This window comes from Chryseobacterium sp. Tr-659, assembly GCF_011752975.1.
In the GTDB taxonomy this organism is placed as follows: Bacteria; Bacteroidota; Bacteroidia; order Flavobacteriales; family Weeksellaceae; genus Chryseobacterium.
In genome coordinates, this window is the sequence record NZ_VWWP01000009.1 from 150,678 (window position 1) to 168,881 (window position 18,204).

Below are 18,204 nucleotides of genomic sequence, written 5' to 3' on the forward strand. Positions count from 1 at the left end.
GTTAAAAAGTTCTATTTTTGTGATAAATATCATATAAAATGCCGCAGGAACAACAGATAGCAATTGAAGAGAGGTTCGCCAGAGTTTTTAATGATAAATCATTTAAGGAAAGACTTTCTAGCGCAGATTTTGAAAAATATATTAACGGTAAAAAAAGATTGAGTTTTCAGAAACACGATACTATTTTCGAGGATGGAGAAGCTCCGAAAGGAGTATTTGTTCTTGAGAAAGGAGCCGCTAAATTATCCAAATCAGGAGCATTCGGGAAAGATCAGATTTTAAGATTTATCAAAGAAGGAGATATCATCGGCTATCGTTCTTTGCTTTGCGGGGAAAATTTCCAGGCCAAAGCAGAAGCAATGACAGATATTGAATGTGTTTTCTTACCCGCTGATATTTTCATGTATCTTCTGGAGGTAGATCCACAGCTGTCTTTCGTAATGCTTCAGAAAATTTCATACGAATTAGGAGAATCTTCCAATACCATTACTTTCCTTGCACAGAAAACTGTAAGAGAAAGACTGGCCGAAATCCTATTGCTTTTAGAACAGAAACTGGGAGTAGATCCGGAAGGTTTCATCAAGATCTCATTAACAAGGGAAGAAATTGCCAACATTATTGGTACTGCCACAGAAAGTGCCATCCGTCTCATCTCGGAATTCAAACAGGATAGCCTGATTGAAGTGGACGGAAGAAATATCAAGATCTTAAATCACGATAAACTCATGAAACTCGGTCACGTAGTTTTATAAAAATCATAGAAAACTTAAGTCGGCTCAGGGCCGACTTTTTAACTTTTAAAAATAGATAAATTATGTCTGTTCACTCTGAAATTAAAAAAGTTACAACTGAAACCTTGCGTAAAATGAAATTCGACAAGGAAAAAATAACAATGCTTACAGCCTACGATTTTACTACTGCAAAGATGGTAGACGCAGGAGGTGTGGATGCTATTTTGATTGGAGACTCTGCAGCGAATGTAATGGCTGGTTTTGAAACTACACTACCTATTACACTGGATCAGATGATCTATCATGCTCAAAGTGTGGTAAGAGGAACTGACAGAGCTTTGGTAGTAGCAGATCTGCCTTTCGGAACTTATCAGAGTAATCCTGAAAAAGCATTGGAATCGGCGGTAAGAATGATGAAGGAAGGAGGTGCGCATGCGGTAAAGATTGAAGGAGGAAAAGAAATTTCCAAATCGATCAAAAAAATTATCAATGCAGGAATTCCGGTAATGGGACATTTAGGATTAACGCCACAATCCATTTATAAATTCGGAACCTATAAAGTAAGAGCTAAAGAAGAGGCAGAAGCTGAAAAACTGATTGCTGATGCACAGCTTTTGGAAGAATTGGGATGTTTTTCCATTGTATTGGAAAAAATTCCGGCAGAATTAGCAAAGAAAGTTACTGAAAGTATCTCTATTCCTACGATCGGGATTGGTGCGGGAGCAGACTGTGACGGACAAGTTCTTGTATATCACGATATGGTAGGAATGAACAAAGGCTTCAGTCCGAAATTCTTAAGAAGATACCTTGATCTTTACACCGAAATTACGGGAGCGGTTGCTCAATATGTAAAAGATGTGAAATCTGTTGAATTTCCAAACGAAAACGAAAGCTATTAATTCATATGCAGAACCAACAACAATCTATTCAGGGAATATTATCTATTGCAGCGCTGATCTGTCTTGCAGTAGGGTGGTTTAATTTATTTTCCCCGGAAATCAATCACTTGCTTTCAAGAAAAATTTTTTATGTTCTGATAGGAGCTAGCTTCTTCATTCAGGCTCCGCTGCTTACCAACAAAAACTTTGTTTACGCTATGTATGCAGCTGCTGTTATCTGCGTATTGGGAGCTTTTATACCAGAGGGTTCAAATCTTTCAGCGATTAAAACAGTAGGGCTTCTGGCGGGGATTATCCTGTCATTATCTAATAGGAGAAGATAGACTGAAAAAATATGAAGGAGCAGATTGTATATGAAGACAACCATCTTTTAGTGGTTAATAAAAAAGTCGGCCAGCTCGTACAGGGCGATAAAACGGGCGATGAATCACTACTGGAATCTATAAAAAATTTTATAAAAATAAGAGATGCTAAGCCGGGAAATGTCTTTCTCGGTTTGGTTCATCGCATAGACCGGCCTACATCAGGCTTAGTAATTTATGCAAAAACTTCCAAAGCACTTTCACGTTTGACTCAGATGGTGAAGAATCGTGAAGTTAAAAAAACATATTGGGCAGTTGTGGGAAAAGAGATGATTCCACAGAGCCAAAGGCTTATTCATTATTTAAAGAAAAATGAAAAAAATAATAAAGCCATTGTGTTTCCTAAGGCTACAGATGGAGCGAAAGAAGCTATCTTAACTTATCACGTCATTAAAACACTGGATAATTATCTGCTTCTTGAAATTGATCTTGAAACAGGAAGACACCACCAGATCCGTGCTCAGTTATCCAAAACGGGTGTTCCGATCAAAGGCGATTTAAAATATGGATCTCCACGCTCCAATCCGGATGGAGGGATCAATCTTCATGCAAGAAAACTGGAGTTTATTCATCCTGTGACTAAAGAGAAAATTGAAATTATAGCTCCGGTTCCACAAAATGATGCGATTTGGAGAGCTTGTGAAGAGTAATTAACGGAAAAGGAACTTATAAAAAATGGAAACTGGAAGTGATTCAGTTTCCATTTTTTATTTAAATAAATTCAAAAAAAATTTCAGGCTATTACATCTCGGTCCTCCGTCATCCTGTTTCCATCTCTATCAAAAATTTTGCCCATTCTGAAAAAATAACTAACTTCGTCCCATACTTTAGGGGTGTCTGTTATCAACAGACTGAGACTTTACCCTTTGAACCTGATCTGGATCATACCAGCGTAGGGAAAAGTAGATGACTTTTGCTGTACATTCTATTGTACAATAATAGCCATTCCTAAAGTGTACTTAAATTATTTAGGAATGGAACTTATAATCAACCACACCCGAAAAACATTTGAAATACTTCCTGAAAATCTGGAAGCATTACTGGCTATTGAGCTGCCCGGAAAGAAAAAGGGCATTGCCGTTGCTCTAAACAATCGTATCATTCCGCTCTCTGCCTGGGCGGAAACAATCCTTAACAATCAAGATTCAATTTTAATCATTACTGCCACTCAAGGCGGTTAATTCTCATATTTAATACCCCAAAAATTATGGCTCACTCCATTACATGTTCGCCATTTCCGAACTCAAAGAAAATTTACGTTGAAGGTAAAATACATCCAATCAGCGTAGCCATGCGTGAAATACAGCTTAGTCCCACCAAACTTACCAATGGCGGCTTTGAACATAATGCTCCGGTAACCATTTACGACACTTCAGGGCCTTATACTGACGAAAATGCAGTTATTGACATTCAAAAAGGACTTCCAAGGATAAGAGAACAATGGATTCTGGACAGAAATGACGTAAATATCCTGGACGGAATCACTTCTGAATACGGGAAAGCCCGTTTAGCAGATCCACGTCTTGATGAATTAAGATTCTCCTACGATCATAAACCTAAAGTAGCACAGGAAGGAAAAGAATTGACCCAGCTTTACTATGCAAAACAGGGAATTATTACCCCTGAAATGGAATATATTGCGATCAGAGAAAATCAAAGAATAGAACAGCTGGAATCCGTATCAAAAGAGATGGCTTTTCAACATCCAGGACACAGTTTTGGAGCCAATACACCGAAAAGCAAAATCACTCCGGAATTCGTAAGAGATGAAATTGCTGCAGGAAGAGCGATCATTCCGAATAACATCAACCATCCGGAAAGTGAGCCAATGATTATCGGAAGAAATTTTCTAGTGAAAATCAATGCCAATATCGGAAATAGTGCCGTTTCATCCAGTATTGAAGAGGAAGTAGAAAAAGCAGTTTGGGCTTGCCGATGGGGAGCTGACACAATTATGGACCTTTCAACCGGGAAAAATATTCACGAAACAAGAGAATGGATCATCAGAAACAGTCCGGTTCCTATTGGTACCGTTCCTATTTATCAGGCATTGGAAAAAGTAAAAGGAGTTCCTGAAGATCTTACATGGGAAATTTTTAGAGATACCCTGATTGAACAGGCTGAGCAGGGCGTTTCTTATTTTACAATCCATGCGGGAGTTTTGTTGAGATACATTCATTTAACAGCCAACAGAGTAACCGGAATTGTTTCCAGAGGAGGGTCTATTATGGCAAAATGGTGTTTGTTCCATCATAAAGAAAGCTTCCTGTATACTCATTTTGAAGAGATTTGTGAGATCATGAAAAAGTATGACGTTGCTTTTTCTCTTGGAGACGGTCTTCGTCCGGGATCTATTGCAGATGCTAATGACGCAGCACAGTTTGCAGAACTGGAAACTTTAGGTGAGCTAACCAAAATAGCCTGGAAACATAATGTACAAGTCATGATTGAAGGCCCGGGACACGTTCCGATGCATATGATTAAAGAAAATATGGATAAACAGCTGAAAGAATGCCACGAAGCTCCTTTTTATACATTAGGCCCTTTGACAACTGATATTGCACCAGGCTATGATCACATTACTTCAGGGATCGGGGCTGCCATGATCGGGTGGTTTGGTTGTGCAATGCTTTGCTATGTGACTCCGAAGGAACATTTAGGACTTCCGAATAAAGATGATGTAAAAGTAGGGGTAATCACCTATAAACTGGCCGCACATGCAGCAGATCTGGCAAAAGGGCATCCCGGTGCACAGTACAGAGACAACGCCTTAAGTAAAGCAAGGTTTGAATTCAGATGGGAAGATCAGTTCAACCTTTCATTAGATCCTGAGACTGCAAGAGCTTACCATGATGAAACACTTCCGGCAGAAGGAGCAAAAATAGCCCACTTCTGTTCTATGTGCGGACCGAAATTCTGTTCCATGAAGATTACTCAGGAAATTCGTGAATCTGCAGAAAAAGGAATGCTGGATAAATCTCAGGAGTTTATTGAAAAAGGGAAAGAAATCTATATATGATCCTTGTTATCACCCCTGAATTAATTGTTCTGAACGAAACTGATACTATTAATGAGATGTTTCAGGAAGGTCTTGATTTGCTTCACATCCGCAAACCATGGATTAGCAGGAAAGAAATGATTGAGTTTATCAGCAAGATTGATACAGCTTTTCATCCGCAGTTGGTGCTGCATACTCATTATGATCTTGGAAAAGAGTATCATATTTCAAGGTTTCATTTCAGGGAGATTGATCGGCAGGAAGAAAAATATAAACCTTTTGCAGAGGAAAATACTCTATCAACTTCAGTGCACGATATCACTAACTATAATACTTTGGATAAAGAATGGGAGTATGCCTTCATAAGCCCGTTCTTTCCAAGTATATCCAAAAAGGGATACGGTCTGAATTCAACAATTATGGAAGAAATAAAACTGAGAAACAATCCGGATGTAAAATTGATTGCTTTAGGAGGGATTAATCAGAATAATATTCATGAAGTCTTTGAGGCTGATGTAGAGGGTGCCGCTTTATTGGGTGCAATCTGGGAAAGCGAAGAACCATTAAAAGTATACAAAAAATGCAGGAACGCCCTTATGTTATGAGTATTGCGGGCTTCGATCCGAGCGGCGGAGCAGGTTTATTATCAGACAGTAAAACCTTTGAACAATCGAAAGTTATGGGATTGGGAGTTTGTACGGCATTAACATTACAGACCGCTTCTGAATGCCTGAGTTTGGAATGGCGTTCCGTAGATGAAGTGACTGAAGCTGTTGAAGTGCTGATGAAAAATTATTCTATTTCAGCGGTGAAAATCGGAATCGTGAAGGATGCAGAATTTCTGGGTAGAATTATTGAAACGGTAAAGACTGGTAATCCCGAAACAGAAATTGTCTGGGATCCTGTTTTGAAAAGCACTTCAGAGTTTACTTTTTTTGATCATGATTCTCTTTCGAAATTGAAGAATATCATTAATGAACTCAGTTTAATTACACCTAACTATAATGAATATAGTGTTTTAAAGGAAAATGGACTTTTACCGGATACGAATAAATGTTCATTGCTCATCAAAGGAGGACATCGGAAAGAGCTTTTAGGAACGGATATTTTAGTTAAAAATGGAAAAGAGATCTTTTTGCTGCCAAATCATACGACAAACTGTTTTCCGAAACATGGTTCAGGCTGTGTTTTATCTTCTGTCATTACAGCAGAACTGGCGAAAGGGGAAAATATGGAAACGGCCTGCAGGAAAGGAAAGTTATACATCGAAAAATTTTTAAACAGCAATCCCACTTTGCTGGGAACGCATTCATAGTAAACATGGAAAAATTACAATACATATCACAGGGAAATACAATACAGGAGCAGGAACTTCATATTCGGAAAGCCTTAGATAACGGAATCAAATGGGTACAGGTGAGATGGAAAAATGCTCCTGAGAATGAATTGATCAGTCTTTGTGAAATTTCAAAACAACTTTGCTCAGAATATCAGGCGGTTTGCATAATCAATGACCATGTAGGGCTGGCAAAAGAAATAGATGCCGACGGGGTGCATTTAGGCTTGAATGATAGTTCTATCAAAGAAGCAAGATTAATACTGGGAGAAAATAAAATTATTGGTGGAACTGCCAATACGCTTGAAGATGTGCTTCAGAGGATCAATGAACCTTGTGATTATATTGGTTTGGGACCATTGAGATTTACAGCTACCAAAGAAAAGCTAAGCCCGGTTCTTGGATTTGAAGGCTATCAGGAAATCATTAACGGTTTAAGAGAACAATCAATAGAAATTCCTAAAATCTTTGCAATCGGAAGCGTTCATCCTGAGGATCTTTTACCATTACAGGAAATCGGTATCTATGGGGTATCAGTGTCAGGAGCTATCACAAAACAGCCATCAGTGATTAATGAATTTAAAAAAGTAATGATATGAAGAATCAAAAATTAATAATAGCAGACAGAACTTTCGAATCAAGATTGTTTTTGGGAACAGGAAAATTCGGAAGTCTCAGCAATATGGTGGAATCTGTCATCGCCTCAGAAACCGATATGGTGACGATGGCCTTAAAAAGAATTGATGCACAATCCTCAGAAGATGATCTGCTGGATTCATTAAGAGAAACGAAGGTTCATCTTCTGCCGAATACTTCAGGAGCGAGAACTGCTAAAGAAGCTGTATTGGCAGCACAATTAGCCAGAGAGGCACTTGAAACCAACTGGGTAAAACTGGAAATTCATCCAGATCCTAAATATTTACTTCCGGACCCTATTGAAACTTTATATGCTACTGAAGAACTGGCCAAATTAGGATTTGTGGTGATGCCTTATATTCATGCAGACCCTGTTTTATGCAAACGTCTTGAAGATGCCGGAACAGCTGTCGTAATGCCTTTGGGAGCGCCAATTGGTACTAATAAAGGATTAAGAACACTGGATTTCCTGGAAATTATCATCAGCCAGAGTAATGTTCCCGTGGTAGTAGATGCAGGAATTGGGGCGCCGTCAGATGCAGCAAAAGCAATGGAAATGGGAGCCGATGCAGTTTTGGTAAATACTGCGATTGCGGTAGCGCGAAATCCTGTTAACATGGCTGTGGCTTTTAAAGAAGGTGTAATTGCCGGGAGAAGAGCTTTTGAATCCGGATTAGGAGCAATAGCCAGCCATGCCGAAGCATCAAGTCCGCTCACTTCATTTTTATTTGAATAAATCAGGATCATGAAAAGTTTTAAAGATGTTTTTGAAAACTATCAGTGGGACGAAGTAAAGAATAAGCTTAAAAAAGTAAGTCTTTCCGAGGTAAGAAATAGTCTTCAGAAAAAGAATAAAACCCTTGATGATTTTTTGAACCTCCTTTCACCAGCCGCTTCCCAGGAATTGGAATTGATGGCAGGAATGGCGCAGGCCCTTACCCGGAAAAGATTTGGGAAAACCATTCAGCTCTATGCTCCGCTGTACCTTAGTAATGAATGCCAGAATATCTGTACCTATTGCGGATTCAGTCTAGATAATCATTTAAAAAGAAAAACACTTTCCGATACAGAACTGATGATAGAAGCATCCGTATTAAAATCAATGGGAGTAAACCATGTATTGCTGGTAAGCGGAGAAGCCAATAAAATAGTGGGAGTCCCTTACTTTCAGAATGCTGTCCGTCTGTTGAAACCTCATTTTGCCAATATATCCATTGAAGTTCAGCCCTTAATGGAAGAAGAATACAAGCTTCTCCATGAAGAAGGAGTGCATTCTGTTTTGGTTTATCAGGAAACCTATCATCAGGAAGTTTATAAAGAATATCACCCAAAAGGTAAAAAATCCAATTTTCATTTCCGCCTGGAAACACCGGATAGAATTGGGAATGCGGGAATCCATAAAATAGGACTTGGTGTTTTATTGGGCCTGGAAGACTGGCGCGTTGACAGTTTTTTCAATGCCTTACATATTGATTACCTGCAAAAACAATACTGGAAAAGTAAGTTTTCTGTTTCATTTCCAAGGCTGAGACCGGCTGAAGGCATTATTGAACCTAATTTTATTATGGAAGACAAAGATCTGCTTCAATTGATCTGTGCTTACAGAATCTGGAATGAAGATCTGGAAATATCAATATCCACGAGGGAAAATGAAGTGTTCAGAAACAATATTGTGTCTTTGGGGGCAACAGCAATGAGTGCAGGTTCCAAAACCAATCCGGGGGGGTATTCCGTGGATAAAGAATCTTTGGAACAGTTTGAAACCAGTGATGAGCGAAGTATGGAAGAAATCAAAACCATGATCAGAAAAGCTGGCTATGATCCTGTCATGAAAGACTGGGATTCTGTCTATAGTGGATTTTAAATTTTTAATGATTTATAAAGGATATGAAAAAAGAAGACCTTTTCTCACGATACAGCCGTCAGATATTTATCGAAGAAATTGGACTGGACGGGCAAAAGAAGATTATGGCTTCAAAAGTCCTTGTAATAGGAGCCGGAGGATTAGGAAGCCCCATTATACAATATCTGGCAGCTGCAGGAGTAGGAACTTTAGGAGTTGCAGATTTTGATTGGGTGGAACTTCATAATCTGAACAGGCAGGTTATTCATAGTGAAAACAGGGTAGGACAATCAAAAGTAAACAGTGCCAGAACATTTGTGGAAAGCCTTAATCATAAAGTGACATGTATAGGAATTGAAGAAAAAATAAATGAAAGGAATGCTGAAGAGCTTCTTTCTCCGTATGACATTATCGTGGATGGATCAGATAATTTTTCAACAAGATATCTTGTAAACGATATCTGTGTAAAATTAAAAAAATCCTTGGTTTACGGAAGTATTCTGGGGTTTTCAGGACAGGTAGCCGTGTTTAATCATAAAGGAAGCAAAAATCTGAGGGACCTTTTTCCGGAACCTCCTTTTGATGAAGATCTACCAGATTGTGACAGCCTTGGTGTTCTGGGAGCCTTACCCGGAATGATTGGCAGTATGATGGCTCTTCAGGCTTTAAAAATAATAACAGAGCTTCCCGTAAGTGTCAATCAATTGACGCTGATCGATGCGTTGGACTGGAGATTTCAGACCCTGGACTTTTAATTCAAATACTAAACTCACTCCTATTTTTACAAATAACACCATTTTACAATCAATAGAAACGGGTATCAGCGGATAAATGAAGCCTGTTTTACTTTTTAGAATATTATCCATCGGCTTTAGCCCAAACCTATTCTACATAAAAAAGCAGGTGATAAAATAATTATCGCCTGCTTCTTTTATATTGTAGAGAAGAATTATTGTCCCTGCTGCATTACCCCTCCGTTATCCTCTTTCTTAGTCTGGTTCAGGATATTCGGATCTTCTTTCGCCAGCTTATTTTTAGTTGGAATTTTATAGTTGATGGAAATTCCGAAATTTCTTGTATCGTATTTGCTGCTGATTATTACCGGCGTTCCTGATGGCGGATTAGAACGTACCTGCATCATCTGCCCGTTGAAAATATCATTCGCGAAAACGGAAACCGTTAAACGATTATTCATGAATTTCTTTGTGAAAGTAATATCGAGCGAGTTGTTGAAAGGTTTCTCAGCGGTGAAGTAGAAATATCCTGCTTTAGGAGTCAGATAGCTGTAATTGGCCGTCATTTTTATATCCTTAGGCAAAAGAATCTGTGTCATGATATTGAAAATCCAGAATCCTTTATTATTCAGATTATCGATGTCATGTTTCTGATAGCCGGCATATAAATACATGAAATTAATCTTGTCAGGATTGAAATCAAACTTCATGATTTCACTCAGAGGCTTGCTGAAAATCATAAAAGGAACCGGTAGCCCAACGTTGAAGTTGTGGATTTTCATATTTGAAATATTTACCTGTTCATTGAAAAGCTTTCTTCCGTCTTTTCGGATGATCTGAGCCACCTGATTGCTTGCCGAACTCACGCTGTAGCCAATAAATGCATAATCAAAAGCAGAAATTTTTAATTCATAATTATCAAAAATGGTAGGCTGTAGATTAGGGTTACCATTCACTTCCGTACTGGGTCCGGAGAATGTTACGTTATTCGGGTTTAGGGCAGAAATACTCGGTAAACTGATTTTTTTGTTGTAATTCGCGGCAACATAGACCTGTTTCATCAGGTTATATTGTACACTTGCATTAGGGAAAAGCTTAAATTTATTGAAAGGAATCAAATTCGCTTCTACCAGCTTGGCATCTTTGTCAAAATACCTTGTTATTCCTGAAATATCATAGTTTTCAGCACGGGTACCCAATATGAAATCAAATTTTTTCAGCTTGGCCTGGAATTCCAGATACGTAGCAGCGGTTTGCCTTTGATATTCCAGATTGGTTAACCCAAAACTTTCCGTATTGTATTTTTGTCTTTCATACAACCCTCCGAAGCTCACTTTTCCTCCATCAAGAAGCTTAATAGGCTGTGCATAGTCTACCTTAAAGTTAGCAATATTCATCACAGATTTATTGTTCAGAATGTCTTTTAAACCGCTTGTAGGACTGTTGATTGGTGGATTTGAAGGCATTACAAATGTACCATCCTGAAAGAAATTATCCTGAGAAAATTTACTGTCTGATCTTGTATATCCAAACTGGAAATCCAATTTTTGAGATTTGTCTGCAAAACGTTTCTGATAGGTTACTACAGCTTCCTGTCTCAGGTTATTGGTATGAGCAACATCCGAAGAAGTATAAAACGCTTCCCTTAAATCCTTAGGATTATCCTGAAAAGGTAAATCTCCATGACCATCACTTAAAGTATAGTTGTCATTATTATTGTGATAAATATCGTAGTTTAATAATAATCTGTCCTGGCCTAAATCAAAAGTCAATCCGGATTTTGCAAAATATCCACGTCCGTATCTGCTGGTATGTGTTGTTAAAAGTTCATCCTGCTGGCCGTTAAGCATACTTTCACGATAGTTTTGTCCCACGTTCAACTGCCATCCGAAATATTTATTTCTGGCATTTAAATTCAGGGAATTTGAGGTTCTGTTTCTGAATTTGTCGTAATTCGTGAAAGAATAATTTCCGGAATAAGTTGCGGTTAAATATTTATTAGCATTTTTATTAGTGATGATATTCATGATGGCGCCCCCTGAAGTAGCGGGAAATTCGGCACCGGGCTGAGTGATCACTTCAATTCTGTCTACGGAATTAGCCGGCATTCCTTCCAGGAAGGAGTTCAAATCATTAGAAGTGATATTCAATGGTCTTCCGTTAAGATATACATCCAGCATTTTCCCCTGATACATCATTCCTGCGATATCTGTGGATACAAGCCCCGGAAGTTTTTTAATACCTTCCAAAACGTTTCCGTTATTTAGCTGAGGCTGCTCGGAAAAATCGAAAATAGTACGGTCTGCCTTTTGTTCAACGGCTTTTTTAGTTTTGGTGATAACTACCCCTTCAATTTGTTTTTCTTTAGCAGCAGTAGTGTTCTTTTCTTGTGAGAAAACAAGCATAGAACTTACCAATGATAAAGCGAAAATAGTTTTTTTCATAATGTTTTTACTAATATCCGGTTAGACGACGAAAAATAAGTTTTGTTACAGCTGTTTTGTTGATTTTATTTATTTCAATGATGAAAACTCAATAAATTCATATTCTGCAGAGAAAGTAAAAAGCTGCCTCAATACTGCTGCATGGCCATTCCCGACAATCACAAGAACCCTGTCCTCACTGGTATGAGGAATATTTTGAATGTTTCGGAATATTCTCAGATTTCTGTCATACCAGTTCATAGCCAGCATATCTGCTCCATCATATTCTCTCAGCTTAAAATCTCCGCTCAGATAGGCACCATATCCAAAGCGGTGATATTCTTTGCTATTCATATACAGAAAGGTTTTCAAAAGGGATTTAAAATTTTTTGGGTCAGAACTTTTATAAAAAGTGGCAAATTGCTGGGATACCGGATCATCACTTTTATAATCATAATCTTCGATTAGCCTTTTAAAATAAAGAGAATCCGCTTTATTAAAACGTTCCATAAGATCACCCAATACAGAAGACGCATCTACACTGAAAAGTTCATTGATTTTAAGTTCACTTGCAATTCGCATGGCAAGCTGATAACGCTCATCTCTTTGATCTCTGTGTTTTCCCTCGGTATATTCTTTCAATTTTTGATTGGCATTCCATTTTGGCCAGGCTTCAATAGCAATCTTTGTAGGCTTGAATTTTTTGATATATTCTACAAGTTCAGTGACTTCCTTTGCTGTTTTGGGTGAAAGAACATCTATCTGGTCTTCTTTATTTATTTTATGGGCATCAAGATTAGGATAGTCAAAGTGGAAAGCACCTACAACAAGAACTTTGGTTTTGGGATTTTTGAAATAATCCGAAGGATTCTTTTGAGCAAAAAGTGATGTAGAAATACATACTAGAAAAATATAAATGAAGGTTTTCATAGGTTTATTGTTTTGATTGTTATAAATTATTGAGCACGGCTTTTCTCTTCAAAATTCACCGCTCTGTTGTTTGATTTTACTTTCTGATTTCCAAAGTTATAGGTGATGCTGAGTGTCATTCTTCTGGCATCCCAGTAATTGTTGAAAGATTGTGTGTTATCAGCGAAATACATATCTCCTTTGTATACTGACTGTTTGAAGATATCACTCACCGAAAGATTGATTTGAAGTGCTTTCTCAACAAAACTCATCTTGATCCCTGCATCCAGACTGGATCTGTTTCTTACAGCTGTATATCCGTCACGGGAAGGGAGGTTCTGCCAGTAATTCAAAAACAGGAAGAAGGTTTTAGCTTTATTCAGCTGAAATGTATTGTTGGTGGAATAGTAGAATGACTGCCCGTTTTTAGGAATAGCATTAAACTGGGTAATTTGTGTTTCATTATAGCTGAACGATGTAGAAATATTGCTTTCCCATATTTTGAAAAAAGTATCTGTATAATTGAGATTGATCCCGTAAAAGTTCTGATTATAATAATTCTGGTAAGTACTGGTCACATTAATCCCATCCAGAAAAGTGATCTGGTCAAAATTATTAAGTGTTCTCTGGTAATACAGATTGGCAGAAAATTTATTTTTAAAGATATAATTGAATTCAATATTATGATTAAAAGATGGCTGTAAACTTGGATTTCCGGCATAATATGAATTCGGATTAGAATACCATCGGAACGGATCTAATGCACGGAAATAAGGACGATTGATCCTTCTGGAATAATTCAGACTGAACTGATTGTTTTCATTGGCTTTGTAAGAGATATATGCAGTAGGAAAAAACTTCCCATACTTGTTCTCAGCCCCTGTTTGTGTAGTGGGTGAAAATCCGTTGGTTTGAGTATATTCATAACGTAGACCGGCTTTAGCAGACCATTTTTCACTAAGATCTTTACTGGCGCTGATGTAGGCTGCATAATTCTTTTCGTCGTAATTAAAAAGATTACTTCTGCCTGGGTCTATGATATAATTATTATTGATGAGGTTGAAATATCCAATATCCGAATTGTTGGAAAACCGGCTGTATTTGGCTCCGGTTTCTATCTGGATCTTTTTGAAATTTAAAGTAAGGTCTGCCTGTCCCGAATAGATTTTGTAATCTACAGAAGAGAGATTCCGTACAATCTGGGAAGAGTTGTCTGCAACATTTCTTGTGGTGAAGTTAACCTCTGTATCAGGCAGGTTTCCATAATAATTAGCTCCAAGACTTAATTTATGTTCTCCGAATTTCTGATCAAAATACAGGTTCAGCATCTGTGATGTAAAATTAGAACGGTGTTTGGAGTCTGTGTCGGTCTGCAAGGTAAGGGCTTCATCAGTATAATATCTCTGTTTTGAATTGATATTCATATTGGAATGTCCTTTTGTAATATCATACACCAATCCGATATTGGAATTTTTGGTAAGAGAATAATCAAAATTGGCATTTAAACCTAAACCATCATTCATGTCTCGTCTTTCATCTCTGCTGATAGAGGAATTATGACCTATGATCTTGTAGTTTTCCACAGAACGTTTTTCCGTGTCATAACCCTGAAGTTTTATAGAGGCTTTTAGCTTTTCATTCTGATAATTTACTCCGGCAACACTTCCAAAGCCGGCGTATGTTTTTTGAGTATAGTTGGTGTTCAGGTAACCGCTCCATCCAAGATTTTGGTTTTTCTTAAGAACAATGTTGATAATACCACTATTTCCCTGAGCTTCATATTTTGCAGGAGGTGTGGTAATAACTTCAATTTTCAGAATATTTTCCGAACGAAGATTTCGCAGATAATTGATAAGTTCAGCTCCTGAAAGGTTAAGCATGCGATCATTTACCATAACGGAAACTCCGTTTTTTCCGGCAATAGAGAGAAGTCCTTTGTTTTCATCCACTTTAAGTAATGGTGTACCGGCGAGCACTTCAGTTCCGGAACTTCCCTGTGATAGCATAGAATTTTGAACATTATACACTAAACGATCTACTTTACGTTCTACCAGAACCTTTTTCCCATTCACGGTGACTGCCTCTATTTTTTTAACGCTGGCGGTGTCTTTAGTCTGTGCTGTAGCAAATGAACCTATCAGGGTTGCTAGGAATAAAATATTTTTTCTCATATTTAAATGACAGATTAGATCATCATTATGTTACATTTATGAGCCAAAAATACAGTCAGGATCTCTGAAAGGAAATAGCGTTTAGATGAAGGACCTGATTATGCATGTCAAAAAAGTTTCATCGGAAAAAAAGGGGCTTTCATCGAAAAGATTTTATCAGTTATTCCAGTATCGGCTTATATTTGAATATGAATAAAAAGCAAATCATCTGGCTGCAGGTTTTTTATTGGAGTTTCAGTTTTATCGGAAATACCATTGCGCCTTATTTCTTTTTTCCTGAGCGTAGGGAATTCCAATGGTATGTTTTGAATTTTACTTATTTTTTTACTGAAATTTCTACATTTTATATTTTATACCTGCTTATCATTCCCAAGATATTCAGGCTGGAAAAACTGTACTCTGCTGCTTTTGTATTTTTGATCTCTATTTTATGTTTTGGTCTGATACGATATGGGATAGAAGAAATCTTACTCCCCAATACTCTTGGCTTCAGGAACTATAATAAAGATACAGGGCTTCTGTATTACCTTACAGATAATATTTATAATGGCTCGCTTACGGTTTTCATTGCCGGAATTCTATGGATACTTGAAAAATATGGAGTGGCTGAAAATGATAAAAAGCAGCTTTTAATAGAAAAAAAACAGGCAGAGCTTCAGGCGCTGAAAACGCAGATCAATCCGCATTTTATTTTTAATTCACTGAATAATATCTATTCTCTTGTTTATCAAAAGTCAGATAAGGCACTTCCTGCCATTGAGGAATTGGGGCAGTTGTTGAGATACAGTACAAAAGACCTTGAAAAAGATTTTATTCCTCTGGACAAGGAAATCGGATATATGGACAGTCTGATTGCCTTGGAGAAGCTCAGGATCAGAAATCCGGAATTGCTTCATATAGAAAAAGAAATTCAATATCCTCATTTGAATATTTCACCAATGCTGCTGGTTCCGTTTGTAGAAAATGCTTTTAAACATGGTGATTTCCGAGATAAAGGTTTTGAGATGAAAATCTCCGATCGTGATAAAATTCTGCATTTCTATCTTTTAAATTTTAAAAAACAAAAAATGAAAGATCCGGTTTCCGGAATAGGAATCCAGAACGTGAAAAAGCGTTTGGAAATATTGTATCCTAAACATGTACTTATGATCAAAGATTTGGAAACGGAATTTATTGTAGATTTAAAAATTGATTTACGAAATGAATAAGATCAAATGTATCATTGTTGATGATGAACCTCTGGCCATATCTCTTCTTGAGCACTATGTAGAAAAAACACCTTTTCTTGAACTGGTTTTCTCTACGGAGAATCCTATTCTTGCTTTAGAGTATATTCAGAATAACGGTTCGGATCTTATTTTTCTGGATATTCAGATGCCGGAGCTTTCGGGGATCAATTTCATGAAGATCATAGGTTCCAGGCAAAAATACATTCTAACGACTGCTTATTCAGAATTTGCTTTGGAAGGATATGAACATAATATTGTGGATTATCTTTTGAAACCTATTTCCTTTGAGCGGTTTCAAAAAAGTGCCATAAAAGCTCAGGAACGCTTTTCTCTCCAGAATAAAGAGAGCCGTCATTTCTTTGTTAAATCTTCCGGACAGCAACACCGCATCCATTTTAATGAGATCATATACATTGAAAGTATTAAGGACTATGTGAATATCCGAACCATACATGAAGAATATATCGTTCTGGATACTCTTAAATCGATGGAAAGTCAGCTTCCCGAGGGTTTTATACGTATTCATAAATCTTTTATCATCAATCTGGATAAAATCAAAAGCATAGGGGTTAAAAGAGTGATGTTGTCTGATTTAGAAGTCCCTATTGGAGATAGTTATAGGGCGAATCTTTTGGATAAATTGAAATAAGATCTGAATTATCATTGAGTTTTAATGTGATATTGTTTTCAAGCAGATAACGGAGGTTGAAAAGGCTCTAAGTTTTGACTAAAGCCAAAAATAGGATGCTTTATAGAAAAAGCGGACTTTAGTCCGCTCCTATTGATTTTAATAACTAGAGATATTATGGGTTAAACCTATAAGGTTTAGAAGCATTAGAATCTATATTTATCAGTAATGATTTAACTAAGGCTTTTGTAAAAGTTTATTGATATTGTAATCCAGCTCAGTAACGGTTTCCTGCCCTAAACCACTGGTAGAAAAAACAATATTAGAATTTTTATCAATAATGATATGAGTAGGATAGCTATTGACGTCATATAAGGAAATGATATTTTTGGCATTCGGTATAATATTGTATTTAAAAGTTTTTTTAGGGAGGAAATTTTGTAAAACTTTTTTATTGTCAAAGGTAATTCCTAAAAATACGACCTCTTTTTCAGAGTATTTATCTACCAGATTATTAAGTTCTGGTATTTCTATCAGGCAGGGTTTACATTGCGTAAACCAAAAATTGATAACTACTATTTTTCCCTTTAATTCTTTCAGATTATAAGATTTACCCTGCATATCTACAACAGTAAAGTCTTTTGCCGGTTTTATTTCAAATTGTTTTTCAGCCATTTTTTTTCTTGTGGCTTCTTTGTTGTCCGCAATTTCTTTTTCCGTAAGTTTTCTGAACATAATTGCTTTTATGTTTCCATTTTCATCCTCGTATTGTTCAATATCATAATTTCCACTTTGAACGGCTTCCATCATCTCCATTCCTTTTACTCTTTTTCCTTCAGGTAAATAAACCGGAACAGATTCTCCATTAAATGAAGTTAATGGTTTCTCTGATTTTTTTAACCCTTTTAGAACATCTTCAGCAGAAGACTGGGCCATAAAGTGCAAAGGCAGCATACCTATTACAAACACTAGAATTTTAAATTTAATTTTTAGTTTCATTTTTGCTATTTTTAAATTGATGGTTTTTACTATTTTTCGCAATCTTTTATAAATTGGTATACAATAGAAAACGAGAGATTGTTTATTTACTTTTCTTATAGAAATTGACTCCGCATTCGAGGAATTTTTTAAAGTCCTCTTTGGGCATATACCCTGAAACGGGGTTGTTGATCACTTTTCCTTCCGGAGTTATGAGCACATAATGCGGCTGTGAATTATTGTTGAAATTCACCTGCTGGAATAAGCTCCATCTGTCTCCGATTGTTTTTACCTTTTTGATCTGTCCTTCCCCAAGGTCAATTTTTG

Annotated in this window: 18 protein-coding genes, 1 pseudogene and 1 riboswitch; of the genes and pseudogenes, 14 read left to right on the forward strand and 5 right to left on the reverse strand. The window is 37.1% G+C overall.

The window, feature by feature from the left end; all coding sequences use genetic code 11:
- Positions 1-38 precede the first annotated feature (38 nt).
- The 12 genes from F3J23_RS18440 (at position 39) to F3J23_RS18495 (ending at position 9,560) form a co-directional block, all read left to right on the forward strand.
- A complete protein-coding gene (locus F3J23_RS18440; protein ID WP_167032473.1) occupies positions 39-752 on the forward strand; it encodes a Crp/Fnr family transcriptional regulator in 714 nt (237 codons plus the stop codon).
- A gap of 62 nt (positions 753-814) precedes the next feature.
- A complete protein-coding gene (panB, locus tag F3J23_RS18445; protein WP_034692593.1) occupies positions 815-1,630 on the forward strand; it encodes a 3-methyl-2-oxobutanoate hydroxymethyltransferase in 816 nt (271 codons plus the stop codon).
- Positions 1,631-1,635: 5 nt separating this feature from the next.
- The gene (locus F3J23_RS18450) at positions 1,636-1,953 is read left to right on the forward strand and encodes a hypothetical protein (protein ID WP_167032475.1); all 318 of its coding nucleotides are present in this window, start codon (positions 1,636-1,638) and stop codon (positions 1,951-1,953) included.
- Between the two features lie 11 nt (positions 1,954-1,964).
- Positions 1,965-2,642: an RluA family pseudouridine synthase gene (locus F3J23_RS18455; RefSeq protein ID WP_167032477.1), complete on the forward strand. Its 678-nt coding sequence runs from the start codon at positions 1,965-1,967 to the stop codon at positions 2,640-2,642.
- A 169-nt stretch (positions 2,643-2,811) separates the two neighbouring features.
- Positions 2,812-2,908, forward strand: a riboswitch (TPP riboswitch).
- 58 nt (positions 2,909-2,966) lie between these two features.
- Positions 2,967-3,173, forward strand: a complete 207-nt coding sequence (gene thiS, locus F3J23_RS18460; RefSeq protein ID WP_167032479.1) for a sulfur carrier protein ThiS — start codon at positions 2,967-2,969, stop codon at positions 3,171-3,173.
- 26 nt (positions 3,174-3,199) lie between these two features.
- Positions 3,200-5,011: a phosphomethylpyrimidine synthase ThiC gene (gene thiC / locus F3J23_RS18465; protein ID WP_167032481.1), complete on the forward strand. Its 1,812-nt coding sequence runs from the start codon at positions 3,200-3,202 to the stop codon at positions 5,009-5,011.
- Positions 5,008-5,595: a thiamine phosphate synthase gene (locus F3J23_RS18470; protein WP_167032483.1), complete on the forward strand. Its 588-nt coding sequence runs from the start codon at positions 5,008-5,010 to the stop codon at positions 5,593-5,595. The genes thiC and F3J23_RS18470 overlap by 4 nt, the downstream gene beginning before the upstream one ends.
- Positions 5,571-6,305 carry a hydroxymethylpyrimidine/phosphomethylpyrimidine kinase gene (locus F3J23_RS18475; RefSeq protein ID WP_167032485.1) on the forward strand — a complete coding sequence of 245 codons (735 nt, stop codon included), beginning with the start codon at positions 5,571-5,573 and terminating at the stop codon, positions 6,303-6,305. Before F3J23_RS18470 ends, F3J23_RS18475 begins: the two co-directional genes overlap by 25 nt.
- Positions 6,306-6,310: 5 nt before the next feature.
- Positions 6,311-6,925, forward strand: coding sequence for a thiamine phosphate synthase (locus tag F3J23_RS18480; RefSeq protein WP_167032487.1), 615 nt, complete (start codon positions 6,311-6,313; stop codon positions 6,923-6,925).
- Positions 6,922-7,698, forward strand: coding sequence for a thiazole synthase (locus F3J23_RS18485; RefSeq protein WP_167032489.1), 777 nt, complete (start codon positions 6,922-6,924; stop codon positions 7,696-7,698). The genes F3J23_RS18480 and F3J23_RS18485 overlap by 4 nt, the downstream gene beginning before the upstream one ends.
- A 9-nt stretch (positions 7,699-7,707) precedes the next feature.
- Complete coding sequence (thiH, locus tag F3J23_RS18490; protein WP_167032491.1) at positions 7,708-8,826, forward strand: 2-iminoacetate synthase ThiH; 1,119 nt, start codon at positions 7,708-7,710, stop codon at positions 8,824-8,826.
- Positions 8,827-8,849: 23 nt separating this feature from the next.
- The gene (locus tag F3J23_RS18495; protein ID WP_167032493.1) at positions 8,850-9,560 is read left to right on the forward strand and encodes a HesA/MoeB/ThiF family protein; all 711 of its coding nucleotides are present in this window, start codon (positions 8,850-8,852) and stop codon (positions 9,558-9,560) included.
- Between the two features lie 194 nt (positions 9,561-9,754).
- Here F3J23_RS18495 and F3J23_RS18500 read toward each other — a convergent pair whose 3' ends face one another.
- The 3 genes from F3J23_RS18500 to F3J23_RS18510 all read right to left on the reverse strand — a co-directional run bounded on the left by F3J23_RS18500 (position 9,755) and on the right by F3J23_RS18510 (position 15,042).
- Complete coding sequence (locus F3J23_RS18500) at positions 9,755-11,983, reverse strand: outer membrane beta-barrel protein (protein ID WP_167032495.1); 2,229 nt, start codon at positions 11,981-11,983, stop codon at positions 9,755-9,757.
- A 69-nt stretch (positions 11,984-12,052) separates the two neighbouring features.
- Positions 12,053-12,892 carry a DUF5694 domain-containing protein gene (locus tag F3J23_RS18505; RefSeq protein ID WP_167032497.1) on the reverse strand — a complete coding sequence of 280 codons (840 nt, stop codon included), beginning with the start codon at positions 12,890-12,892 and terminating at the stop codon, positions 12,053-12,055.
- A 26-nt stretch (positions 12,893-12,918) separates the two neighbouring features.
- Positions 12,919-15,042, reverse strand: coding sequence for an outer membrane beta-barrel family protein (locus F3J23_RS18510; protein WP_167032499.1), 2,124 nt, complete (start codon positions 15,040-15,042; stop codon positions 12,919-12,921).
- A gap of 188 nt (positions 15,043-15,230) precedes the next feature.
- Here F3J23_RS18510 and F3J23_RS18515 point away from each other — a divergent pair, with 188 nt between their 5' ends.
- Positions 15,231-16,250, forward strand: coding sequence for a sensor histidine kinase (locus F3J23_RS18515; protein WP_167032501.1), 1,020 nt, complete (start codon positions 15,231-15,233; stop codon positions 16,248-16,250).
- On the forward strand, positions 16,243-16,920 hold the full coding sequence (locus F3J23_RS18520) for a LytR/AlgR family response regulator transcription factor (protein ID WP_167032503.1): 678 nt from the start codon (positions 16,243-16,245) through the stop codon (positions 16,918-16,920). The genes F3J23_RS18515 and F3J23_RS18520 overlap by 8 nt, the downstream gene beginning before the upstream one ends.
- Before the next feature lie 216 nt (positions 16,921-17,136).
- On the opposite strand, the gene F3J23_RS18525 is transcribed toward F3J23_RS18520, so the two are convergent.
- Both F3J23_RS18525 and F3J23_RS18530 read right to left on the reverse strand, forming a co-directional pair.
- Entirely contained in the window at positions 17,137-17,898 is a 762-nt protein-coding gene (locus F3J23_RS18525) for a TlpA family protein disulfide reductase (protein WP_167032505.1), read from the reverse strand.
- Positions 17,899-17,980: 82 nt separating this feature from the next.
- Positions 17,981-18,204, reverse strand: a pseudogene (locus tag F3J23_RS18530) (protein-disulfide reductase); the annotation flags it as partial.